This window comes from Lysinibacillus sp. IITD104 (genome assembly GCF_036698265.2).
Lineage (GTDB): Bacteria > Bacillota > Bacilli > Bacillales_A > Planococcaceae > Lysinibacillus > Lysinibacillus boronitolerans.
The window spans coordinates 2,792,461-2,813,685 of the sequence record NZ_JBAHYH020000001.1 but is presented as its reverse complement, the minus strand read 5'-3'; the positions used below and the strand labels follow the sequence as shown (position 1 = coordinate 2,813,685).

At 40.0% G+C, this 21,225-nt stretch carries 22 protein-coding genes; 18 read left to right on the top strand and 4 right to left on the bottom strand.

Annotation, left to right across the window (positions count from 1 at the left end; genetic code table 11):
* Positions 1 to 12: 12 nt before the first annotated feature.
* Positions 13 to 744, bottom strand: coding sequence for a FadR/GntR family transcriptional regulator (locus V1L66_RS14465; RefSeq protein ID WP_333005753.1), 732 nt, complete (start codon positions 742 to 744; stop codon positions 13 to 15).
* A gap of 510 nt (positions 745 to 1,254) precedes the next feature.
* On the opposite strand from V1L66_RS14465, the gene V1L66_RS14460 reads away from it, so the two are divergent.
* Genes V1L66_RS14460 through V1L66_RS14450 form a run of 3 tightly spaced genes read left to right on the top strand, consistent with a single transcriptional unit; the run spans position 1,255 to position 2,905 of the window.
* Entirely contained in the window at positions 1,255 to 1,965 is a 711-nt protein-coding gene (locus tag V1L66_RS14460) for a cytochrome c biogenesis CcdA family protein (protein ID WP_016995208.1), read from the top strand.
* A 34-nt stretch (positions 1,966 to 1,999) separates the two neighbouring features.
* Positions 2,000 to 2,386: a response regulator gene (locus V1L66_RS14455; protein ID WP_004229473.1), complete on the top strand. Its 387-nt coding sequence runs from the start codon at positions 2,000 to 2,002 to the stop codon at positions 2,384 to 2,386.
* A 24-nt stretch (positions 2,387 to 2,410) separates the two neighbouring features.
* Complete coding sequence (locus tag V1L66_RS14450; RefSeq protein WP_016995207.1) at positions 2,411 to 2,905, top strand: CcdC family protein; 495 nt, start codon at positions 2,411 to 2,413, stop codon at positions 2,903 to 2,905.
* A gap of 1,359 nt (positions 2,906 to 4,264) precedes the next feature.
* Here the strand turns inward: V1L66_RS14450 and V1L66_RS14445 are convergent.
* Positions 4,265 to 4,693, bottom strand: a complete 429-nt coding sequence (locus V1L66_RS14445) for a DUF2621 domain-containing protein (protein WP_004229468.1) — start codon at positions 4,691 to 4,693, stop codon at positions 4,265 to 4,267.
* Positions 4,694 to 4,814: 121 nt separating this feature from the next.
* Between V1L66_RS14445 and V1L66_RS14440 the strand changes: the two genes are divergently transcribed.
* The 7 genes from V1L66_RS14440 to V1L66_RS14410 all read left to right on the top strand — a co-directional run bounded on the left by V1L66_RS14440 (position 4,815) and on the right by V1L66_RS14410 (position 8,265).
* Complete coding sequence (locus V1L66_RS14440) at positions 4,815 to 5,030, top strand: DUF1659 domain-containing protein (RefSeq protein ID WP_258860086.1); 216 nt, start codon at positions 4,815 to 4,817, stop codon at positions 5,028 to 5,030.
* Between the two features lie 14 nt (positions 5,031 to 5,044).
* Entirely contained in the window at positions 5,045 to 5,269 is a 225-nt protein-coding gene (locus tag V1L66_RS14435) for a DUF2922 domain-containing protein (protein WP_036081551.1), read from the top strand.
* A 65-nt stretch (positions 5,270 to 5,334) separates the two neighbouring features.
* Entirely contained in the window at positions 5,335 to 5,457 is a 123-nt protein-coding gene (locus V1L66_RS14430) for a YvrJ family protein (RefSeq protein WP_004229459.1), read from the top strand.
* Positions 5,458 to 5,561: 104 nt separating this feature from the next.
* Positions 5,562 to 6,170, top strand: a complete 609-nt coding sequence (locus tag V1L66_RS14425; RefSeq protein WP_036081548.1) for an SCO family protein — start codon at positions 5,562 to 5,564, stop codon at positions 6,168 to 6,170.
* Positions 6,171 to 6,275: 105 nt separating this feature from the next.
* On the top strand, positions 6,276 to 6,791 hold the full coding sequence (locus V1L66_RS14420; RefSeq protein WP_312125959.1) for a sigma-70 family RNA polymerase sigma factor: 516 nt from the start codon (positions 6,276 to 6,278) through the stop codon (positions 6,789 to 6,791).
* The gene (locus V1L66_RS14415) at positions 6,784 to 7,665 is read left to right on the top strand and encodes a hypothetical protein (RefSeq protein WP_036081545.1); all 882 of its coding nucleotides are present in this window, start codon (positions 6,784 to 6,786) and stop codon (positions 7,663 to 7,665) included. Before V1L66_RS14420 ends, V1L66_RS14415 begins: the two co-directional genes overlap by 8 nt.
* Before the next feature lie 63 nt (positions 7,666 to 7,728).
* Positions 7,729 to 8,265 (top strand): DUF1572 family protein, encoded by a 537-nt coding sequence (locus tag V1L66_RS14410; RefSeq protein WP_036081543.1) that lies wholly within the window; start codon positions 7,729 to 7,731, stop codon positions 8,263 to 8,265.
* Between the two features lie 29 nt (positions 8,266 to 8,294).
* Here V1L66_RS14410 and V1L66_RS14405 read toward each other — a convergent pair whose 3' ends face one another.
* Entirely contained in the window at positions 8,295 to 8,861 is a 567-nt protein-coding gene (locus V1L66_RS14405) for a hypothetical protein (RefSeq protein WP_036081540.1), read from the bottom strand.
* Positions 8,862 to 8,962: 101 nt separating this feature from the next.
* Between V1L66_RS14405 and V1L66_RS14400 the strand changes: the two genes are divergently transcribed.
* The 3 genes from V1L66_RS14400 to V1L66_RS14390 all read left to right on the top strand — a co-directional run bounded on the left by V1L66_RS14400 (position 8,963) and on the right by V1L66_RS14390 (position 13,744).
* A complete protein-coding gene (locus V1L66_RS14400; RefSeq protein ID WP_333005746.1) occupies positions 8,963 to 9,781 on the top strand; it encodes a hypothetical protein in 819 nt (272 codons plus the stop codon).
* A gap of 155 nt (positions 9,782 to 9,936) precedes the next feature.
* On the top strand, positions 9,937 to 11,616 hold the full coding sequence (locus tag V1L66_RS14395; protein ID WP_333005744.1) for a methyl-accepting chemotaxis protein: 1,680 nt from the start codon (positions 9,937 to 9,939) through the stop codon (positions 11,614 to 11,616).
* Positions 11,617 to 11,782: 166 nt separating this feature from the next.
* Positions 11,783 to 13,744, top strand: coding sequence for a methyl-accepting chemotaxis protein (locus tag V1L66_RS14390; RefSeq protein WP_333005743.1), 1,962 nt, complete (start codon positions 11,783 to 11,785; stop codon positions 13,742 to 13,744).
* Positions 13,745 to 13,785: 41 nt separating this feature from the next.
* On the opposite strand, the gene V1L66_RS14385 is transcribed toward V1L66_RS14390, so the two are convergent.
* Positions 13,786 to 15,183, bottom strand: coding sequence for an alanine/glycine:cation symporter family protein (locus V1L66_RS14385; protein WP_333005741.1), 1,398 nt, complete (start codon positions 15,181 to 15,183; stop codon positions 13,786 to 13,788).
* Between the two features lie 225 nt (positions 15,184 to 15,408).
* Between V1L66_RS14385 and V1L66_RS14380 the strand changes: the two genes are divergently transcribed.
* The 5 genes from V1L66_RS14380 to V1L66_RS14360 all read left to right on the top strand — a co-directional run bounded on the left by V1L66_RS14380 (position 15,409) and on the right by V1L66_RS14360 (position 21,208).
* Complete coding sequence (locus V1L66_RS14380) at positions 15,409 to 16,107, top strand: aspartate/glutamate racemase family protein (protein WP_333005740.1); 699 nt, start codon at positions 15,409 to 15,411, stop codon at positions 16,105 to 16,107.
* Position 16,108: 1 nt separating this feature from the next.
* Complete coding sequence (locus V1L66_RS14375) at positions 16,109 to 17,167, top strand: P1 family peptidase (protein ID WP_036081523.1); 1,059 nt, start codon at positions 16,109 to 16,111, stop codon at positions 17,165 to 17,167.
* 282 nt (positions 17,168 to 17,449) lie between these two features.
* Positions 17,450 to 18,187 carry a M15 family metallopeptidase gene (locus V1L66_RS14370; protein ID WP_333005737.1) on the top strand — a complete coding sequence of 246 codons (738 nt, stop codon included), beginning with the start codon at positions 17,450 to 17,452 and terminating at the stop codon, positions 18,185 to 18,187.
* A complete protein-coding gene (locus V1L66_RS14365) occupies positions 18,184 to 18,978 on the top strand; it encodes a M55 family metallopeptidase (protein ID WP_333005736.1) in 795 nt (264 codons plus the stop codon). The genes V1L66_RS14370 and V1L66_RS14365 overlap by 4 nt, the downstream gene beginning before the upstream one ends.
* 406 nt (positions 18,979 to 19,384) lie before the next feature.
* On the top strand, positions 19,385 to 21,208 hold the full coding sequence (locus tag V1L66_RS14360; RefSeq protein WP_333005735.1) for a peptide ABC transporter substrate-binding protein: 1,824 nt from the start codon (positions 19,385 to 19,387) through the stop codon (positions 21,206 to 21,208).
* The last annotated feature ends 17 nt before the right edge of the window (positions 21,209 to 21,225 follow it).

The following is a 21,225-nucleotide window of genomic DNA, read 5'->3' as shown; positions in this document are numbered from 1 at the left end:
ACTAGGTAGTTTTTAGTGTGAATTGGATTCGGTTGTTTCGAAATATTGTAATAGCACTTTTTCAACATTGCTTAAATGAGATGCCATCGCATGCTTGGCTAGCTCTTCATTTTGCTGTTTAATCGCGAGGAAAATCTGCATATGTTCATCATATAATTGTTCGCTCGTTGTTTTTTGTGAGTATAACCAAATTCGCCGTGTCTCTTTCATCGTTTCGATCATTAAACCAGAAATTTGATTTAAAATTGTAGTGAGTAGGGGATTTTGAGAGGCATTGGAAATAGCTGCATGAAATTGATAATCTACTTTTTCACCAAGCTCGCCATCACCATGTGCCTGCTTCATATCCTCTAAAATTTGTAGCATTGCCTGAATATCCTGATCTGTACGTTGGAGGGCTGCACGTCCTGCTGCTCCCACCTCAATAATTTTGCGCACTTCTAGTAAATGAGCAATATCCTGTCTATTCGTTAACATAGCTGTGGATAATGGAAAGTCAAGCTGATGGGCTGGTACACTTTTGACAAACGTTCCAGAGCCTTGTTTAATTTCAATCAATCCCATAGCTTTTAATGCAGATAATGCCTCCCGTACAGCGGAACGACTCACTTGCAATTGCTCGGCAAGCTGCTCCACTGAGTCAAGCCGATCGCCTGGCTTTAGGACACCAGCTCGTATTTTTTCATGTAATATTTCGGATACTTCTTCATAGATCTTTTTTGGTCTAATCTTTCTTAATTCCAAGGGCTACACCTCTTTTTTCGCTCATTTGCTATCATCATTATACATGAAAATAAGTCATTTACTCATGGTTTAACATGAACACTTTGTGTAGGGTAGAGGATTGTCGAAATTTGAGGAAAAAATCAGGGATCATATAAACCTATAATACGGTCATCAGATGACTTGGTTTTCAGATAGATTGGATGATGAATGAAAAAATAAATGGTTTCTTACTATAATACGGTCGTGATAGTGAATTTGAAATACAGCAGCTTCTTTCAACATTAACGACAAGTAATCGACACTGTCAAGAAAAAGGTAGAAAAGCAGCTAAACTCTCTTTGAAAAGGGGGAAGATTAGCGGATTTTGTTGACAGAAAATCAACAGGAGCGCATAATGCAGAAGTAGCTTGATGGGACTTCTTAAAAATCTCATTATTTTGCCATGAAACGTTCACAAATTAGAAGGGCGCTTTTTATTTTGATTTTTGGTACGATGGATGCAGTAAATGTAAGGAGCGAATAAAAAATATGGGATCTGATATTAACGTATTTTTAGCTTTTGGTGCAGGGTTCTTAAGTTTCATTTCACCGTGTACTCTCCCACTGTATCCAGCATTTTTATCGTACATAACGGGTATGACATTAGATGAGCTAAAATCAGAAAAAGGTATGCTACAAAAACGTGCCATTTTCCACACACTATTCTTTTTACTAGGCTTTTCCATTATCTTTATCATTATTGGACTAAGTGCTTCATATGCAGCAGAATTCTTCCTGAATTATCAAACATTATTACGACAGGTTGGGGCTATTTTAATCGTCGTATTCGGTTTAATGATAGTAGGATTATTGCAAATAGACTTCTTAATGAAGGATCGAAAGTTCCAATTTAAAAATAGACCATCTGGCTATTTTGGGTCTGTCTTAATTGGTATTGCCTTTGCGGCAGGCTGGACACCATGTACAGGACCCATCCTTGCATCGATTATCATGTTAGCAAGTACAAACCCAGGTGCGGGCTTTAGCTATATGTTTGCGTATTATTTAGGGTTCGCCATTCCATTCTTCGTGCTATCTTTCTTCATTTCACGAATGACGTGGATTCGTACACACAGCCAGAAAATTGTAAAAATCGGCGGGTACATCATGATTGCCGTTGGGATTTTATTATTCTTTGATGGCTTAACGTATATTACACGCGTTTTACAGCCTATTTTCGGTGGATTTACAGGCTTTTAATTTGTTAAACTAAAGAGGCATACCGAACTTTAACGTGGAGGGAGATGAACATGTGCCTACAGTTTTAGTAGTAGACGATACGCTATTTATGCGTGTTGCAATCAGTAATATGTTTACAGAATGGGGCTATGAGGTAGTCGGTAAGGCAGTAAATGGTAAGGAAGCTGTGGCGATGTATCGTGAGTTACAACCAGATTTAGTCACAATGGATGTAACGATGCCCGTTATGACAGGTATTGCAGCCGTAAAAAAAATCATCCCAGAATTTCCAGATGCGAAAATCATTATGGTAACTGCACTAGGTCAGCAAAAATTAATCGTAGAAGCGATTGAGAGTGGGGCAAAGGATTTTATCACAAAGCCGTTCGAGCCGGAAAGATTAAAGGCTGTAGCTGATCAATTACTGGGGCAAAATTGTTAATTAGACATTAGAGGAGGATTTTTTATGTTAAGCAGTATCCCTTCTCACTATTATGTTATAGGGTCGACCATTATGGCCATTCTTATGGGAAGCTTTGTGATGGTCATACGAATGAGAGCTTCCAAAATGCCGACAAATGAGAAGAAAATTATTATTCCACCAATAGCGATGTCCTCAGGTGCATTGATGTTTTTATTCGAGCAATTCCGTGTACCACCGATGCAAATCTTAGAGGCGGCAGCGGTAGGAATGGTGTTCTCGACAATATTAATTGCTACTTCTAAATTTGAAGTAAAAGGTCGAGATATTTATTTAAAGCGTTCAAAAGCATTTGTTTTTATATTAATCGGATTGTTAATATTCCGAGTGGTGGCGAAAATGATTTTAAGTAGCTCCATCGATGTCGGTGAATTAGCAGGTATGTTCTGGATTTTAGCCTTTGCCATGTTAGTACCCTGGCGTATCGCAATGCTCATCCAGTTTAAACGCGTCAAAAAAACAATTCCAAAACTACACTAGTGCTGAAGCTAGTGTAGTTTTTTTATGCTTGTAAGCGCGGATAGGAGTCCAAATGTAGAGGATAGAACTAGCAAAGAGCAGGATAGCATCTAAAAAGTGACGGATAAAGCCTCAAAAGTAGCGGATAGAACAGCAAAGTGTGGATAGGAGTCCAAATGTAGGGGATAAAGTAGCAAAGAGCAGGATAGCATCTTAAAAGTAGCGGATAAAACAGCAAAGCATGGATAGGAGTCCAAATGTAGAGGATAAAGCTAGCCAAGTATAGGATAGCAAAGTGACGGATAGAACCTCAAAAGTAGCGGATAGAGCAGCAAAGCGCGGATAGGAGTCCAAATGTAGAGGATAAAGCTAGCAAAGAGCAGGATAGCAGCTTAAAAGTAGCGGATAAAGCAGCAAAGCGTGGATAGGAGTCCAAATGAAGAGGATAAAGCTAGCAAAGAGCAGGATAGCAGCTTAAAAGTAGCGGATAAAACAGCAAAGCGCGGATAGGAGTCCAAATGAAGAGGATAAAGCTAGCAAAGAGCAGGAAAGCATCTTAAAAGTGACGGATAGAACCTCAAGAGTAGCGGATAGAACAGCAAAGCGTGGATAGGAGTCCAAATGAAGAGGATAAAATTAGCAAAGTGCAGGATAGCATCTAAAAAGTGACGGATAAAACCTCAAAAGTAGCGGATAGAACAGCAAAGCGTGGATAGGAGTCCAAATGAAGAGGATAAAGCTAGCCAAGTATAGGATAGCATCTAAAAAGTAGCGGATAAAACCTCAAAAGTAGCGGATAGAACAGCAAAGCGTGGATAGAAGTCCAAATGAAGAGGATAAAGCTAGCAAAGAGCAGGATAGCAGCTTAAAAGTAGCGGATAAAATTTCATAAGTAGAGGATAGAGCAGCAAAGCGCGGATAGGAGTCCAAATGTAGGGGATAAAATTAGCAAAGAGCAGGATAGCATCTAAAAAGTGACGGATAGAACCTCAAAAGTAGCGGATAGAGCAGTAAAGCGCGGATAGGAGTCCAAATGTAGAGGATAAAATTAGCAAAGAGCAGGATAGCATCTAAAAAGTAGCCAAAGAGCAGGATAGCATCTAAAAAGTAGCGGATAAAAATTCAAAAGTAGCGGATAAAGCAGCAAAGCGTGGATAGGAGTCCAAATGAAGAGGATAAAATTAGAAAAGTGCAGGATAGCATCTAAAAAGTGACGGATACAACCTCAAAAGTAGCGGATAGAACAGCAAAGCATGGATAGGAGTCCAAATGAAGAGGATAAAACTAGCCAAGTGCAGGAAAGCCTCATAAAAACACAGGTTAGGATAATATCCCTATAGCTAAGTAAAAACGCTGCACAAATCTTTGTGCAGCGTTTACTTATTCGAATAGATGTTCATAGGGGGAGATGTCAATTTGCATTTGCTCTAATTTTTTGCGTAAAAATTTGTGATCGCGTTTTGGTGTTGCTTGGATATAGCCGCGAATAATGAGGTCATTGTTAATGGCAGCTGCTTTTTCTTCTAATGCGAGCTCGCCAATTTTTCCTGCAATCTTTTCCTTCGCCACTTGTCTAAAAAGCTCAGGGACAGGGCTTACGAGTTCATAGAGTAATTCTTTTTCAGCTTGTCCCCACAAGTGAACGGTTTTATCTAAATAATATTCTTGCCAATCTAAATCTGATTTTCCATCCTGCTTTGGGAGTGCTTTTAAAAATTTGCGGAACATGAAGAATCCGCCAATAGCCATCAATGAAATGAGGACGACAACCCAAAATAAAATAAACCATAAAAACCAACCTTGTAACAAATCGTTCACCTCTTTGCCTTCTCTCACTCTATTATAAAAGCTTCCGAAAAAAAATTCATCCTTAATGTCCCTTTTTTAGCAATTCGCCTTTATATAGTGTGCAGAAGGGAGGTGATGCTATATGGCTAATGTTAACTTTGTAAATGCTACACTTCGTCTCAAGTATGTGGATGGCTATGATGAGAACAATGAGCCTACGTTCACAACGAAATCGTATCGAAATATTAACAACACCCATAGCGCGGACGATTTGTTAGCTGTTGCTCATGCCATTGCTAGTCTTTCATCACAGTCACTGGCTGGCATTGCGAAACAGGAAACACACGATTTATCTTAAGGAGGGATCACAGAATGACACAAGTTCTAGAATTGCAATTTGCAACAACTGATGGAAAAACGACAACCCTTTCGATTGATGCACCCAAGCCGAATATTACAGTGACTGAAATTCAGCAGGCAATGGCAACGATTATGGCTAAAAATGTTTTTACTGGGCAAGGTGGTGCTCTGTCAGCCATCAAGGGAGCTCGTATTGTAGATCGTCAAGTAACGGAATTTGAAGTAGCAACAGAATAACTCAGTAATGGTCTTTGCTACGAGAAGTGCAAAGACCATTTTTAACGTGAGAGAGGAGGAGGCAAATGGAACAGTGGTTGAACATGATATCCGATATCGGTTTTCCGATTTTAGTGTCATTTTATTTATTGCACCGCGTCGAAGTAAAGCTTGATGCGATTCATGCTGCGCTTGTTTCATTAAAATGAAATGGATTTCACAAAGATGTACGAAAGCTGTCACTTAGAAGTTCTTGTCAACGCTTACAACCTACGTTAGGATGGGGAGAGTGTAGGTTAGGGAGAGTGTTGACATGAAACATAAGTTAATAGGGCTAGTGCTGCTGTTAGCCTGTGCATCTGTGCTAGGCGCATGTGGAAATTCAAAATTTAAAGCAGATTATAGTCTAGAAATACCCGATTTTGAACATGTTAATCAACGTGGTGAAACGGTTTCGCTTGAAAGCTTAAAAGGTAAGCCTTGGATTGGCATGTATATTTTCACAAACTGTGTGTCGATCTGTCCGCCCATGTCATTAAACATGGCACAAGTCCAAGAAAAGCTCCAGAAAAAAGGAGTAGAGGACTATAACATCGTTGCCTTTTCAGTTGACCCAGATGTAGATCAGCCAGATGTGCTAGCGAATTATCTTAGTAAATACAATGTTCCAGATGAATCTAAATGGAACCTTCTTACAGGGTATTCACAGAAATATATCGAACAATTTGCGGTGAAAAATACAAAGATTTTAGTGAAAAACCACCCTAACAGTGACCAAGTCATTCATGGTAATCAATTTTTCTTAGTCGATAAAGATGGTGTCCTCGTCAAAATGTATAATGGCTATGCTGAAAACATAGAAGATGTACCGATTGATACGATAGCTTCTGATATCGAAACATATATTGATGAAAATTTATAAAGTAACAGTAAACCGTCTCAAAGGGTTGAGGCGGTTTTTTTTATGGTGGGAAAATAATCTTTTTCTGGTTGGGAGTCGTTTATAGTGTAGAAGGAGGGTGATGGCGTGGCTGATCATGAAAAATTCGAGCAGCTAATGGCTATACATACGGAGCAATTGTTTCGAATTGCATATTACTATACAAAGGATTTACAAATAGCTGAGGATATTGTACAGGATGTTTTTATTAAGTTCTATCATCAAAAACACTATGAGGAACGAGGAGAGATGAAGGCATACCTTGCTCGCATGACAATCAATAAATGCAAGGATTATTTAAAAAGCTGGGCATACAGAAAAATAACATTTCAGCATAAATTTTTTACCAAACAAAAATTAATATTGCAGGACACACTGATTCGTCAAGATGAACAAGCACTGTTAGATGATGCTATTTTACGCTTACCTCTCAAGCCACGAGAAGCGATTGTCTATTTTTACTTGGAGGAGATGACGATTAAGGAGATTGCGGAACTACTTGCGATTCCTGAAGGTACTGTGAAATCTCGTTTAAAGAAAGGAAAGGAGCTATTAAAAGTAGAGTTACAACATATTGAGTGGGAGGTACTTTTCCATGGATAAGCATACAATGCAGGTACTACAAGATGTTTCAGCACATAAGGAAGCCATTATTCATAAGGTTCGACAACAAATTCAGCATGAGCCTGTTATGGCCAAGTCAAAGTGGATATATCGTGTCGTGACGATGATGATTACCTGCTCCATTTTATTATTCATTGCCTGGCAAGCTGCAAAACCGATGGATGAGCTGGTGACACAGGATGAAGGGGAACCACCTACATTCACGAAGTTTTTTCAAACAGAAGTGGAGGGAAAAGACACAGCATACAGTAATTTTCTTCCGCTTGCTAATTATTTAAGTCAGGCAAAGCATATCCAATATTATGCACCACTTCAAGGTTTAGAGGCTATGCAATCAGTAGCAACATCACTGGAGGATGTCGTTCATCTCACGGATCCTGAAAATTTACCATTTCAACCAAATATACAGGAGGTCTATGCAGTTTCAGCACAAATGGAGGATGGTAGCAAACAAACGCAATTTCAATTTAGCTTTAAAGAAAAATCCTCCACTGGGGTGGATTTACAATTTATTAATTTTACCGTGACAAATGTAAAGTATAATCCCTTGGCGAGCTATGTGAAGTCGAAAAATATGGAAGAAACTTTAGGGATGAACGTTTCAAATATAGGCTTAAACTTTATGAATCCTCTGTATTATCGGGAGATGTTACCAGAGAGAGGTTATTTGTATATTTACTATAATTACGATGAAGCGGATAAGCGAATCTATCAGATGGCTACTAGAGCCAATGAGTTTTATTCTTACTATAACGGCTATGTCTATCATATCGGGTATCAACTTGATGGAGACCCACAGGAGGTTCAAGAAAAAATGGCGATCCTTGCAAGAGATTTTATTCTTGGCGAATAAGTCATGAGACATTTCACTTGAGCTATAATAGAATGATAGAAAAGAGGGGATGGAGGTTCGACTATGACAATTGCACAAACCTATTTACAAGTTGTTCAGAAAAGATTTCAAAGTGTGAAAGAGCTAGGGGATAAAACGCTTGCCCAAATGGAAGAGGCACAATTACACTGGGCATACAATGAAGAATCCAATAGTATTGCAGTGATTGTAAAGCATGTAAGTGGTAATATGATTTCTCGCTGGACAGATTTTTTAACGACAGATGGAGAAAAGCCTACGAGAAATCGGGATGATGAGTTTGAGGATAGTCTTCACACCAAAGAAGCAATCATCTCAGCTTGGGACAAGGGTTGGCAAGTGTTTTTAGAAACCTTGGCGAGTTTAACAGAATCCGATTTACAGGGGCATGTTACGATTAGAGGGGAGCAGCTAGGGGTCATTGATGCCATTGAAAGACAAATGGCGCACTATGCACAGCACGTCGGTCAAATCATTTATATAGCCAAACAGGTAAAGGGCTCTGATTGGCAAACACTCAGTATTCCTAAAGGACAGTCACAAGCCTTTACAGAAGCCATGCTAGACATACATCAACGCTAACGAAAAAAGATCGTAGCCAGTAGTAGGTGCTACGATCTTTTTTCTGCTAAATAAAGCTTGTATAGGGCTGTTTCTAGATCGGTCGCTTGAGCCAGTTCAAAGGCCTCCTGCTGACTTCTATGATTTGTGATTATCTCATAGAAAAAGTGAATTAGAAACATGAGATTAGCATTACCCTCAATATAATCATCAGGTGCTAGGTAGGAATGACAGCCACTCTCTAAAAAGGCTGTCGCTAGCTGCTGCCAGCCTAATGTACAGCCTGCTGCAATGACCTTGACACCCTGTAGCTGACAATAGGTTAAGACATCCTGCGGTTCAAAATAGATACTCCTTGGTTCATTTTCTTCATATACCTCTTCTCCTAGCTCAGGCAGACAAAAGCGCCCCTCATCGCCGTGAAAGTTCAATAGCAAATAATCCATTTTGTGAGGAAGATCATTTCCAGATAAAATATCAATTAAATCATTTGGTCTGCCAATTAAATCAAGTGTCACGCTTGCACCAAAGGATTCCAGTGCCGCTCGAATGGCCATGGATTCAAAATCACAATCAGGACCGACTACTAAATGTACGTATAATTCTGGTCTACTCATATATCATCACCTCTATTTAAGTATAGCTGAAACTTATTAGAGTAGTAAATCGTATATGACAATAATTACTATAAATGTAAAGTGGTAAAGGAGGTGATAAAGTGCACAAGGGTGGTTATATTTATACACTTATTCTGGGCATTGTTTTGAGTATAAGCACACTACTACTCTTCCTTTACAATGAAAGGCAGCGGGAGGAGCTAGTGCCGCTGCATACCCCCATTCAATCGATTAAAGAGGCTTGGTATTTGTCTGGAAGTAATGGCAAAGAGCAATATTTATATCCATTAAAGCAAGTATTCTACGTCGACCGCTATGAGGTGAAAGATACAGATCGCCTTCAGCAAATTTTACAAACTAAAAAGAATTTTAGCAGTCGACCAGTTGACCATGAAGCAGTAAGTGATTTATACATACGGTTCCATAATGGCAAGGAAACAGCCTTGAAAGTAATAGTCGAGGATGAACGATTCTTCCTAATGGATCAAAAAACAGGATTGTATTATGTACTGCAAGCACAAGAAGCTGAGGATTATTTTCATTTGTTAAATGAGAAAAGCAAAATGTCGTGGCTATTATTTATTGTTTATACAATTTTATTTTTTGGTCTTGTCTATATGCTTGCAAAGATACTAACAGCCGCTAAATCCACAGAGAAAGAAAGCATTCCCTCCAATACGAGGGAAAAAAGATCACTAGCAGATTCTATTTATCCAGCCATCCTGCCCTTGGTCATCACATTCTCTATGCAGATTTATGGGGCTCAACATAGCTTACTATTACTGAGTGCGATGATGCTGACTTCAGGCATTCGAGAGTTTTTAGAAAAAAGAGGTCATTTTCTGAAAATGCTTCTGCTTCTCCCGCTCTTTTGGTGTTATCTCTATGGTTTCCAAATGATTACTTCCTATTTCAACTAGTAAAATAGTGGATATTATTGTCAATAGATTAGATGCGAAATTCTCATTATTGTTAAATTTTAGCGATAGTTTAGGAGGAGAAGCATAGATTTTATAGGCTAATAGGTTTAGGTAGGCTATACTCAAGTGGATTATAGAAGAATAGAGGGAATCATATGAGACTAACTGTGGAACGGAAATTGCAATTTGCTTTTGGTATTGTCCTCATCTTTTTACTGCTTATTTCAGGGATTGCTATGTACTACTTGAATAATAATAATCAGACATTAGCAGAAATCGAAGACAATACGGAATTAATCCATTTATATCAAGATATCTCGTTCCAAACCGTACGAGCGAATGCGGCTATTCGTGGGTATATGTTATATGGCAAGGAAGAAATGCTCAACAATCATCATGAAATCCGAAATACCTTACATACGTCGATTAATCGACTTCAAGAAATAGGCGATCGCAATCAAGATTTTGACCAATTTTTAGCGCAGCTTGACGACTGGGAAAAGGCTATAGATGGGCAGATTGTGCCTCTTTATCAACGAGGGGATCACCAGCAAGCACAACAAATGGCTTTACCAATTTTAGGTGAGGGCTCTCAGAAATTGGTTGTCTTTGGAAAAACGATGGCTACAGCTCAGCAAGAAGATATGCAGGCTCATATTGAGGCTACCAAGCAAAAAGGAGAGAGAAGTGGCCTCGAAATTATGATTCTAGTGGCTATTTCTCTACTTATAAGCATTATCATTGCGACACTATTCGGTAGACGGATCGCAAAAAATATTCAACAAACCGTGGTTGAAATGGATAAGTTTTCGGAAGGGAATTTGCAAACGCATTTACAATTTAAAACCAAGGATGAGTTTGCGCACTTAGCCGATTCCTTCAATAGTATGTCAGAAAAGCTTCGACTGATGATGAAACAAGTCGGAAACTCCTCTGAGCAAGTTGCCGCAACATCCGAACAGCTAACAGCAAGTAGCATGGAGGTTACACAGGCGACAGAGGTGGTAACAGAATCTATTCATGATATTGCACAAGGTATTGATCAGCAGGATATTTTAACTGGTGATGTACGAAATTTATCTGCTCATATTTTGAAGAAAATGAATGATATTTCTGCAAGCATACAAAGCGTGAATCAGGCAACAGTCGACACGAAAAATATGGCACATACAGGTCGTACTTCTGTGCATGATGTTACAGCGCAAATGAATGAAATCTCTGCCAACACAAGTGAGCTGAATACACGGGTGCAAGATTTAGATGACAATACAGCAGCAATTGTATCAGCAGTAAATGTCATTAAGAGTATAGCGACACAGACCAATTTACTAGCGATCAATGCTTCCATTGAAGCGGCAAGGAGCGGGGAGCATGGAAAAGGCTTTGCTGTTGTGGCAGAGGAAGTCCGCAAGCTAGCAGATGAGTCAAATCTTGCTGCAGTCGATATTGAAAAAGTAGTGGTCCAAATTACAGATAGCACGAGGATTATCGAGGAAGATATGGTCAATAGTAATGATTCTGTTCATGTAGGTCGTGAAAAGGTCAATGTGGCAAGGGATAATTTTATACAAATTGATGATGCCATTAATGATGTACAAGCACAGACCGAGCTAGTTACCGCAGCCATTCGAACAATCCAGCAAGATATTGAAAAGTTAGTGCAAGAAATCGACTATATTAGTGAAGTGTCGATGAAATCAAGCCATCATGTGCAAAGTGTTGCAGCCTCTTCAGAGGAACAAAATGCAGCGATGGAGGAGGTAGCAGCAGCCTCTACCCATCTAGCAAAGATGGCGATAGACCTGCAAGAATCCATTCAGTCGTTTAAATACTAAATCCAATTTACCCCTGTCTAGTTACAGGGGTTTTTATTTGTCGGTAAAGCCTGAATAATATGAAAATCGTAAAAATGTTAGAAAAAATTTTTTTCGTCCGATAAAAGCTTTGGGAGAAATGTTAAGCAGATAAAGAGAGGGAGAGGAATCAAAAGGAGATTGATATATGAAGAAACTATTTAGCAGTTTTAAGGGCAAGCTTTATACGCTATTCGCGCTAGTATTACTTATCCCTGTCATATCTGTTGGGAGTTTGTCTTATTTATCTGCAAAAGACTCGATTGAAGAAGAAATCTTATTTAGTGCCAATGAAAGTGTAGGCATTTTAAATAAACTCATTGACAAAACGATTAGTGAGAAAATGAGTGACATCAATGTGTTTAGTAGTGAAATAGATGCGCGCCAATATGAAGAAGCACAAGCTTCTATTGTGGCTAAATTTCAGCAATATACAAAGCTTAATGCAGATGTATTAAGTGTTTATATTGGCATGAATGACGGTCGATTTACACAGGAGCCAAAATTGAATAGTGCAGATTATAATCCATTAGATCGAGATTGGTATAAAGAGGCGACAGCTTTAAAAGGAGAAACCTTAATCACCAACCCTTACAAGGATGCGGGGACGGGTGATATGGTGGTAACAGTTGCTAAGCAGACGAAGGATCATGCTGGAGTTGTGGCAATTGATATTAAATTAACCGATCTTCAAAAAATTGCTGATTCAATTCGAATCGGAAAAAATGGGTATCCTTCTATTTTTGGAGAAGACAAGATGGTCATTTCACATCCTACACTTGAAGCGGGAGGGGAGCTGAAAGAAAGCTTCCTTGATAAAATGTACGAAAGTCCATCAGGTACGTATGAATATGTCTTTAATGGTGATGATCGTTTATTATTCTATACGACAAATGAACTGACAAATTGGAAAATAACAGGAACGATTTTTGCTAAAGAAATTGATGAGTCTGCTTCCTCGATTTTATACCATACGATTCTAGTCCTCATCGCAGCAATTATCATCAGTTCCATTATTTTTTATTTTGTAATGAAGGCTGTCATTAAACCGATTAAAGCCTTAAAGGATAGTGCGGTTACGATCAGCAAAGGCGATCTTACGGAAGTGGTAACGATTACGTCAAAAGATGAGATTGGCCAATTAGGACAAGCCTTTAATGATATGCAGGAAAGCTTACGGACACTTATTCAAAAAATTGAACAAAATGCAGAGGAGGTTGCTTCTTCAGCAGAAGAGCTAACCGCCAATGCCAATCAGACAAGCATTGCAACAGAAAAAGTGGCGATTTCCATTCAGGATGTTGCAACAAGCGCTGATTCTCAAACGATGAGTGCCACTAAAAATGCAGCTTCTTTACATGAGCTTTCTACTGCCATTCTGCATATTGCAGAAATCTCTTCGGCAGTGACGGACCTTTCACAGCATGCGACATTACAGGCGGATGAAGGCGGACAAGCTGTCCAAAATACAAAGGATCAAATGCAATCCATTCATTTATCCGTAGCAGACTCCAATGCGAAAATCCAGACATTGCATGAACGCTCTCAGCAAATTACATCCATTTTAGATGTAATTACAAGCATTGCAGATCAAACAAATTTACTGGCTTTAAATGCAGCTATCGAAGCAGCAAGAGCAGGAGAGCATGGGAAAGGCTTTGCAGTCGTGGCAGACGAAGTGCGTAAGCTTGCAGAGCAATCTCAAGAATCAGCTAAACAAATATTTGAGCTTATCCGAGGCATTCAGCAAGAAACGGAGCAATCTGTCAGCATTATGGCGAAGGTTACAGAGGATGTGCAAAATGGATTGCATATTTCCGATGAAGCCATTGCAAAATTCCAAGTCATAATGACAAGTATGAATGAAATTACCCCTAAAATGGAGGAGGTCTCTTCAGCCTCTGAGCAAATGTCTGCAGGTGTTCAAGAGGTAGCGGCAGTAACCGAAGATTTGGCATTCTCCGCGAAAGGCAATGCAGCGGCGTCTGAGGATGTAGCAGCATCAACAGAGGAGCAATTAGCCTCGATGGAGGAAATCAATGCCTCTGCGCAAGCACTCGCACATATGGCGGATGAATTAAAGCTACTGATTAGTCAGTTTAAATATTAAAGCCCAACGCCACCCCAAATTTTGGGGTGGCGTTAAGTATTTTATCGATCTTCTTCTTCCCAACAGTCTGTGTTTTTTAAGGTTGGAATTGATTTTGCGTAGAAGACAGGATTTTTGCCTGCTCTACGTTGCTCAGTAAAGTCGTCTAGCACAAGGAAGGCAATTTTACCGAGCATCATAATGATGGCAATATTGATGAGCGCCATCAGCCCCATAAAGAGGTCAGCGAGATTCCATACAAGCTGTACCTGTGCAATGGAGCCGAACATAACCATACCTAACACTAAAATTCGATAGCAAAACATCCAAGCTTTATGAGCATCCATAAACTCAATATTGGATTCACCATAATAATAATTACCAATAATCGAACTAAATGCAAAGAAAATGATGGAGATGGCAATAAAATAAGGAGCCCAATCACCAACATGAACAGCTAAAGAATTTTGCGTCAAAATAATACCATCACTCTCACCTTTATCATATAAGCCCGCTAAAATAATGATAAAGGCAGTCGCTGTACAAATCATAATCGTATCAAAAAAGACACCTAAGCTTTGTACAAGTCCTTGCTTAGCAGGATGTGAAGTATTGGCAGTTGCCGCAGCATTCGGCACACTCCCCATCCCTGCTTCATTGGAAAATAAACCGCGACGTACACCCTGCATGATTGCAGCCCCAATTGCACCACCAGCAGCTTCCTGTAGGCCAAATGCATGAGTGAAAATTAATGAAAAAACATGGGGGATTTCCGATAAATTGGTCACCACGACAAAAAGAGCAACAAGCAAATAAAAGATGGCCATAACAGGGACAAGAACTTGTGTCACCTTTACAATTCGATGGACACCACCAAAAATAATTAAGGCAGTTAAAACGACAAGTATAGCCCCAATAATCTTAGGACTTACATCGAAGGCTTCGCCGACTGAAGTGGCAATTGTGTTAGATTGCACAGCATTAAAAATAAAGCCAAAGCTTAATGTTAATAAAATACTAAAAATAATGCCAAGCTTTCGTTGACCTAACGCTTTCTCCATATAGTAGGCGGGACCACCACGGAATGTATCGCCATCCTTTACTTTATACACCTGTGCTAAGGTACTTTCAATGAAGGCAGTGGCCATCCCTAAAATCGCGATTATCCACATCCAAAATACTGCACCAGGTCCACCTACACCAATGGCTAAGGCTACCCCTGTAATATTCCCTGTACCGACACGTGAAGCAGCGCTAATGGTAAAGGCTTGGAACGGAGAAACCCCCGAATCGCCCTCTCTTTTTTCTACAATTAAACGAAACATTTCAGGAAAAAGACGAATTTGTACAAACTTCGTACCGAATGAAAAATATAGTCCTGCTGCTAAAAGTAAGATAATGAGGATATATGTCCATAACATATTATTTCCGCTATCAACTATTGTTGAAATCCATTCCATAAGTTGTCCTCCTTTCACAATACGCTCTAGTCTACACTGTTTTTTTATTAAAAATTAACTTTTCTAAAATAATAAATTATGCTAAAATTTTGATATTTTATAATTTGCTAATTGAGAAAATTCACTTTATATACTATTTTCCAAACCTTGTATATTGCTTTTGGAAAATTCTCTTATTTTTGTGAGAGGGAGGCGTATAATAATAGAAAAAGGAGTGATGTAGACATGAAAACAATTGGCTTAATTGGTGGGATGAGCTGGGAGTCATCTGCTGAATATTACAGACTTATCAATGAACAGGTTAAACAGAGGCTAGGGGGCTTACACTCTGCGAAATGTATTTTGTTTAGTGTTGATTTCCAGCAAATTGAGCATTTTCAAGCTAACGGGGAGTGGAATAAAGCAGGTGAGGTTCTAGCTCAAGCTGCACAAGCACTTGAGCGGGTAGGTGCAGATCTAGTCATCATTTGTACCAATACCATGCATAAGGTCATTGATGTTATCGAGCCTGCTATTACCATCCCTATTTTACATATTGCGGATGCCACAGCTAAGCAAATCAAAGAAGCGGGATTACAGAAAATTGCACTGCTTGGCACAAAGTACACAATGGAGCAAGCGTTTTATAAAGCAAGAGTAGAAGGCTTTGGCATAGAGGTGATCGTACCTGATAGCAACGAAAGAATGGAAGTAAACCGAATTATTTACGATGAATTGTGTCTTGGCACCATTGTACCAGCATCTAAAACGTACTATAGCCAAGTGATCGAGGAGCTTGTGCAAGCGGGCGCACAAGGGGTAATTTTGGGCTGCACGGAAATCGGCTTACTGATTCAGCAGGAGGATGTCAGCATTCCTGTGTTTGATACAACGGCTATCCATGCACAGGCTGCTGTGTTAATGGCGATTCAGGAGGATGCATAGTATGCAGGGAAAGGTAAGACAATTGGGCATTGAAATTGGCGTGTTACCAGTTGGTCAGAAAAACTGCATCACCGATGTAGAAGGAGTCCAAGTGGGACATGTTACATTGGATGAGCCATTAGATCAGAATGGGGCCTATGCGTGTACAGGCGTTACAGCCATTTTACCGCATGGAGGCAATGTATTTCAGCACAAGGTAACAGCGGCAAGCTATGTACTAAATGGCTTTGGGAAAACAACGGGACTTGTGCAAGTGAATGAACTAGGTGTACTGGAATCGCCCATTATGTTAACTAATACTTTTGGCGTACCAGCTGTTACACAGGGTACATTAAGCTATATGCTTGATAGGAATGAAGACATTGGACTGACAACAGGAACCATTAATCTCGTTGTGGGCGAATGTAATGATAGCTATCTTAATTCGATTCGAGCTTGCCCAGTAACACCTGCGCATGCCATAGAAGCCATTCGTCAAGCCTCTGCACAGACGGCACAGGAAGGCGCTGTTGGTGCAGGGAAGGGGATGATGTGTTTCGGCTATAAAGGAGGAATTGGTTCTTCCTCTCGCATCGTCAAGGTAGAATCAAATGAAGTGAACTATACAGTAGGCTGCCTAGTTCTTAGTAATTTTGGACAAGGTAGGGAGTTTTTAGCCGAGCATTACAAAGTCTCCACTACGCAAAACCAATCTACCCTATCACCAACAGATGGCTCCATTATTATTGTCCTTGCGACAGATGCCCCACTGAGTAGTCGACAATTAACACGTGTCATTAAACGTTGTGGAATCGGTTTAGGACGGACAGGCAGTCATTTTTCACATGGTAGTGGCGATATTGTGATTGGCTTCACGACGGCACACTGTATTCCTCATACCGCTGATCAGCTTGTTGAGACAAGAACTCAGCTACGTGAGGATCATCCCATTATGAATCAATTGTTTACAGCCGCTGCTGAAGCGACAGAGGAAGCGATACTAAATTCGTTATCCCAAGCACAGACAACAACTGGTCGCAATGGTCATACTGTGCAAGCTTATTCCTTTCAACAGGCATAAAAGAAAAAGCTATTGAAACAACATTTGGGTTTCAATGGCTTTTATTATGCCTTGAAACAGGATTCTGCTTTTTTTTAGCATGAACGAGCCATAAGATGAATAAAATCCTTAATTAGAGGATAAAAGTGGTTTTTCGACCCGTCAATTGCTGGAATATGTATCATTATAAGAGTATATCCAGTATTTTGTAATTATTCTTTTTTTATCTAGTCAATGCTAGAGAGATGTGATAACATTCAATTTAAAAAAACTGAATTATCTAACTATTTAAAAGGGGGGTCATTGATTATTAACCTTTTTCAACCGATAGCACCCTCTCTAAATCGAAGTACCTTTCCATCACCCGTTGTATGTGAAAACAATGAGCCGCTTATCCAGCTTACAGCTGCTCATCCTAGGATATTTATGGAGCCAATCTATTATCAGCAACAGATTCCTGATAGTTTACGAGTTATTTATGTAAGAGAAGGTGTCTATGAACGTTTGCAACAGGCGTTAACATTATTACCTCAAGAGTATTGCTTATTACTTTATGATGGCTATCGCCCATTTCAAGTACAGCAGTATTTGTTTAGCCATTTTTCACAGCAATTAGCAAAAAGGATGCCACAATCAACACCACAAGAGATTGTGCAGGCAACCAAAAAATATGTAGCATTTCCAAGTAAAGATGTAGCCTATTTAGCCCCGCATTTAACAGGGGGTGCCATCGATGTAACGCTGGCTGATGTTCATGGTAAAGCCCTCGATCTGGGAACAGCGTTTGATGAAATGAATGAAAAATCAGCGACCCGTTATTTTGAACAGCATACGCAAGAAAATCCGTTTGCCTGTCAGCACCGACGTTTATTGTATAACTGTATAACACTTGCTGGATTTACGAACTATGGGGAGGAATGGTGGCATTACGATTATGGCAATGTGGCATGGGCTAGACGTGTTCAAACACAGGTAGCCCAATATGGAGCAGTACACGCAACAATTCAAAATCACAATGTAAAGGAGTTTCGATTTCTATGAAAGTTTATATTAGTGCGGATATTGAAGGGATTACAGGTACAACTTCGTGGAGTGAGACCGAGTTAAACGCGCCTGACTATCAGTTTTTCCAAAAACAAATGACACGTGAAGTAGAAGCTGCCATTGAAGGAGCGATAGCGGGAGGCGCAACCGAAATTTTATTAAAGGACGCACATGATTCAGCCCGCAATCTAGACATTTCTAATTTACCAATCAATTGTAAAGTCATCCGTGGCTGGACATACGATCCGATGTGTATGGTAGCAGGTCTTGATGAAAGCTTCGATCGCGCCGTTTTTATCGGCTATCACAGCAAGGGTGGCAGCGAGCGTAACCCACTAGCCCACACGCTTTGCACATATGCGGATGTCAAAATCAATGGCGAATATGCGAGTGAATTTCTGATCAATACGTATGCAGCAGCCTTACACGGTGTTCCTGTGTCCTTTGTGAGTGGGGATGTGGGGTTGACAGAAGAGATTCAGATCGTAAACGAACACATTGTCACATTTGCTACTAAGGAAGGCATCGGTAATGCGACGATTAGTGTTAGTCCACAACTAACCATAATGGAAACCAAGCGACTGGTAGAGTCTTCTATGAAGGTTCCTCGTACCGCATTACAGGTAACGTTGCCAGAACACTTTAGGGTGGAGCTAATTTATCGTGACCATACACGAGCCTATCGCAATTCATTTTATCCAAATGCCCAATTCAAACCACATAATACTGTAGAGTTCATGACCAATGATTTTTATGAGGTGCTGCGTGTCCTTCAATTTTTAACATGATGGGAAGGTTTTGTGAGAGCTTTTACATCAAGTGAGGGTTCTATTTCATGAAAGGTGAGAAGTGATCAAAAAAGTGATGGACCCGCTCACAAAGGCATGAGAAGTGATCAAAAAAGTGATGGACCCGCTCACAAAGGCATGAGAAGTGATCAAAAGATAGATAGACCCGCTCACAAAGGCATGAGAAGTGATCAAAAGATAGATAGACCCGCTCAAAAAGCGGTGGGACACGCTGTCTGAGTGGTTTGAATCTCATAACCGTGACATTGGATATGTACCGTTGTTTATTTCATCGATAGATGGTCGAGTTAGACAGACCTAGCCTATGTTTGAATGATCCTATTGAAGATGCAATCCATCCTACCAATAGGATTTTCATTATAAAAAGATGACTAGGGGGATGCTTGTGAGAAAATATTGGTTGCTGTTCGTATGTCTGGTCGTATTATTTTGTGTAGCCTGCAATGACAAATCAGCGAGTGAAAAAGCATCGGAATATCGAGTGGTGTATTCAGGGGAAATTAAAACGTTAAATTATTTAAAGACGTCCGAAACAAATGAATTTGCGGTGGCTGCGAATATGGTGGATGGGCTCATTGAATATGACAACTATGGGGTGGTCCAGCCAGGATTAGCGAAAGAGTGGTCTGCGAATGAGGATGCTACGGTGTGGACATTCAAATTGCGTGATGACGCAAAATGGGTGACACATGAGGGCAAGGAATATGCAGATGTTGTGGCACAAGACTTTGTGGATGGCTTACACTATGTGCTTGATGCTAAAAATGAATCGTCGACAGCTTGGATTGCGACGGTGGTGAAAAATGGGGAAGCCTTCTATAATGGCGAGATGAACGATTTCAAGGAGGTAGGCATAAAGGCGTTAGATAAACATACAGTAGAATATACTTTAGAGGCGCCGACACCCTATTTTCTTTCTATGTTGAATTATGTTTGTTTCTTCCCTGTAAATGGCAAGTTCATTGCGGAAAAAGGGGAGGAGTTTGGCACAACACGTGAAAACTTCCTCTATAACGGTGCCTATATTTTAGATAAATTTGAGCCACAAAATGAACGCGTTCTTGTAAAAAATGAAACGTACTGGGATAAAGACAAGGTGCTGATTGACCGTATTCGCTATAAATACAATAAAGAAGCGGCAACTGTGGCGCCTGAGCTGTTTTTACGTGGCGAAATCGATTCGGCTAGTATCCCGACCTCCATCATTGATGAATGGTTTAAAGATGAAAAGAAAAAATCTCAGGTTCGTCAAACACAAAATAACTTCTATACCTACTTTTATGCACTCAACTTCAACCCACAATTTGACGCACAATACGAGCCTGAAAATTGGAAGATCGCCGTCAATAATAAAGATTTCCGCAAATCCTTATTCCATGCGCTTGATCGTGTCTCCGCGATGCTAACGGTTGAGCCTTATAATCCAGCAGATCTGCTGAGCAATACCATTACACCGAAAAACTTTGTTGATGTGGAAGGAGTGGATTATACACAACTAGCACCACTTACATCCATTTCCAATGAGGATTCCTTCAATAAAGAGTTGGCCCTAGAGTACAAAGAAAAGGCAAAAACAGCATTAGCAGGTAAGGCCACATTCCCTGTAAAGGTATTAATGCCTTATAACGCTGGTATGCCAGATTGGGCTAATCGCTCTCAAGTAGTCGAGCAGCAAATTGAGAAATTGTTAGGGACAGATTATGTCGACATTATCGTAGAGGCTGGTCCATCGACAGGCTTCTTATCAGAGGTACGTCGTCCAGGTAAATTTGCACTCTTAGAGGCGAACTGGGGTCCTGATTTTGCAGATCCATCTACGTATACAGATCCTTTCACAGTAGATGGTACTTACAATAAACCAGAATTAGCAGAGGGCTATAAAGAGGCGAATGGTAAAACAACTTATCAAAATCTTGTGGATCAAGCCAAAGAAACAATTGACACAGCCAAACGCTATGAGCTATTTGCGAAGGCAGAAGCATTTTTAATTGATGAAGCCTTTGTTATTCCCTATTCAGTTGGTGGTAGTGGCTATATGGCATCTAAATTAAATCCATTCGAAGCGCAATATTCGCCATTTGGTGTAACAGCAGAGAAATTTAAAGGCCAGCAAGTGCTAGAAAAGCCAATGAGTAATGAAGAATTTAAAAAAGCGCTTGCCGAGTGGGAGCAAGAGCGTGCAGAAGCACTAGCCAATGCTGAAAAGTAGTAGAATTTCGTAGATGA

What these genes read in the sequence shown, in the direction of transcription:
- V1L66_RS14460 (WP_016995208.1), top strand. Translation starts at nt 1,255, where the DNA reads ATGGGATCTGATATTAACGTATTTTTAGCTTTTGGTGCAGGGTTCTTA.
- V1L66_RS14450 (WP_016995207.1), top strand. Translation starts at nt 2,411, where the DNA reads ATGTTAAGCAGTATCCCTTCTCACTATTATGTTATAGGGTCGACCATT.
- V1L66_RS14440 (WP_258860086.1), top strand. Translation starts at nt 4,815, where the DNA reads ATGGCTAATGTTAACTTTGTAAATGCTACACTTCGTCTCAAGTATGTG.
- V1L66_RS14435 (WP_036081551.1), top strand. Translation starts at nt 5,045, where the DNA reads ATGACACAAGTTCTAGAATTGCAATTTGCAACAACTGATGGAAAAACG.
- V1L66_RS14430 (WP_004229459.1), top strand. Translation starts at nt 5,335, where the DNA reads ATGGAACAGTGGTTGAACATGATATCCGATATCGGTTTTCCGATTTTA.
- V1L66_RS14425 (WP_036081548.1), top strand. Translation starts at nt 5,562, where the DNA reads ATGAAACATAAGTTAATAGGGCTAGTGCTGCTGTTAGCCTGTGCATCT.
- V1L66_RS14415 (WP_036081545.1), top strand. Translation starts at nt 6,784, where the DNA reads ATGGATAAGCATACAATGCAGGTACTACAAGATGTTTCAGCACATAAG.
- V1L66_RS14410 (WP_036081543.1), top strand. Translation starts at nt 7,729, where the DNA reads ATGACAATTGCACAAACCTATTTACAAGTTGTTCAGAAAAGATTTCAA.
- V1L66_RS14405 (WP_036081540.1), bottom strand. Translation starts at nt 8,861, where the DNA reads ATGAGTAGACCAGAATTATACGTACATTTAGTAGTCGGTCCTGATTGT.
- V1L66_RS14395 (WP_333005744.1), top strand. Translation starts at nt 9,937, where the DNA reads ATGAGACTAACTGTGGAACGGAAATTGCAATTTGCTTTTGGTATTGTC.
- V1L66_RS14390 (WP_333005743.1), top strand. Translation starts at nt 11,783, where the DNA reads ATGAAGAAACTATTTAGCAGTTTTAAGGGCAAGCTTTATACGCTATTC.
- V1L66_RS14385 (WP_333005741.1), bottom strand. Translation starts at nt 15,183, where the DNA reads ATGGAATGGATTTCAACAATAGTTGATAGCGGAAATAATATGTTATGG.
- V1L66_RS14380 (WP_333005740.1), top strand. Translation starts at nt 15,409, where the DNA reads ATGAAAACAATTGGCTTAATTGGTGGGATGAGCTGGGAGTCATCTGCT.
- V1L66_RS14375 (WP_036081523.1), top strand. Translation starts at nt 16,109, where the DNA reads ATGCAGGGAAAGGTAAGACAATTGGGCATTGAAATTGGCGTGTTACCA.
- V1L66_RS14365 (WP_333005736.1), top strand. Translation starts at nt 18,184, where the DNA reads ATGAAAGTTTATATTAGTGCGGATATTGAAGGGATTACAGGTACAACT.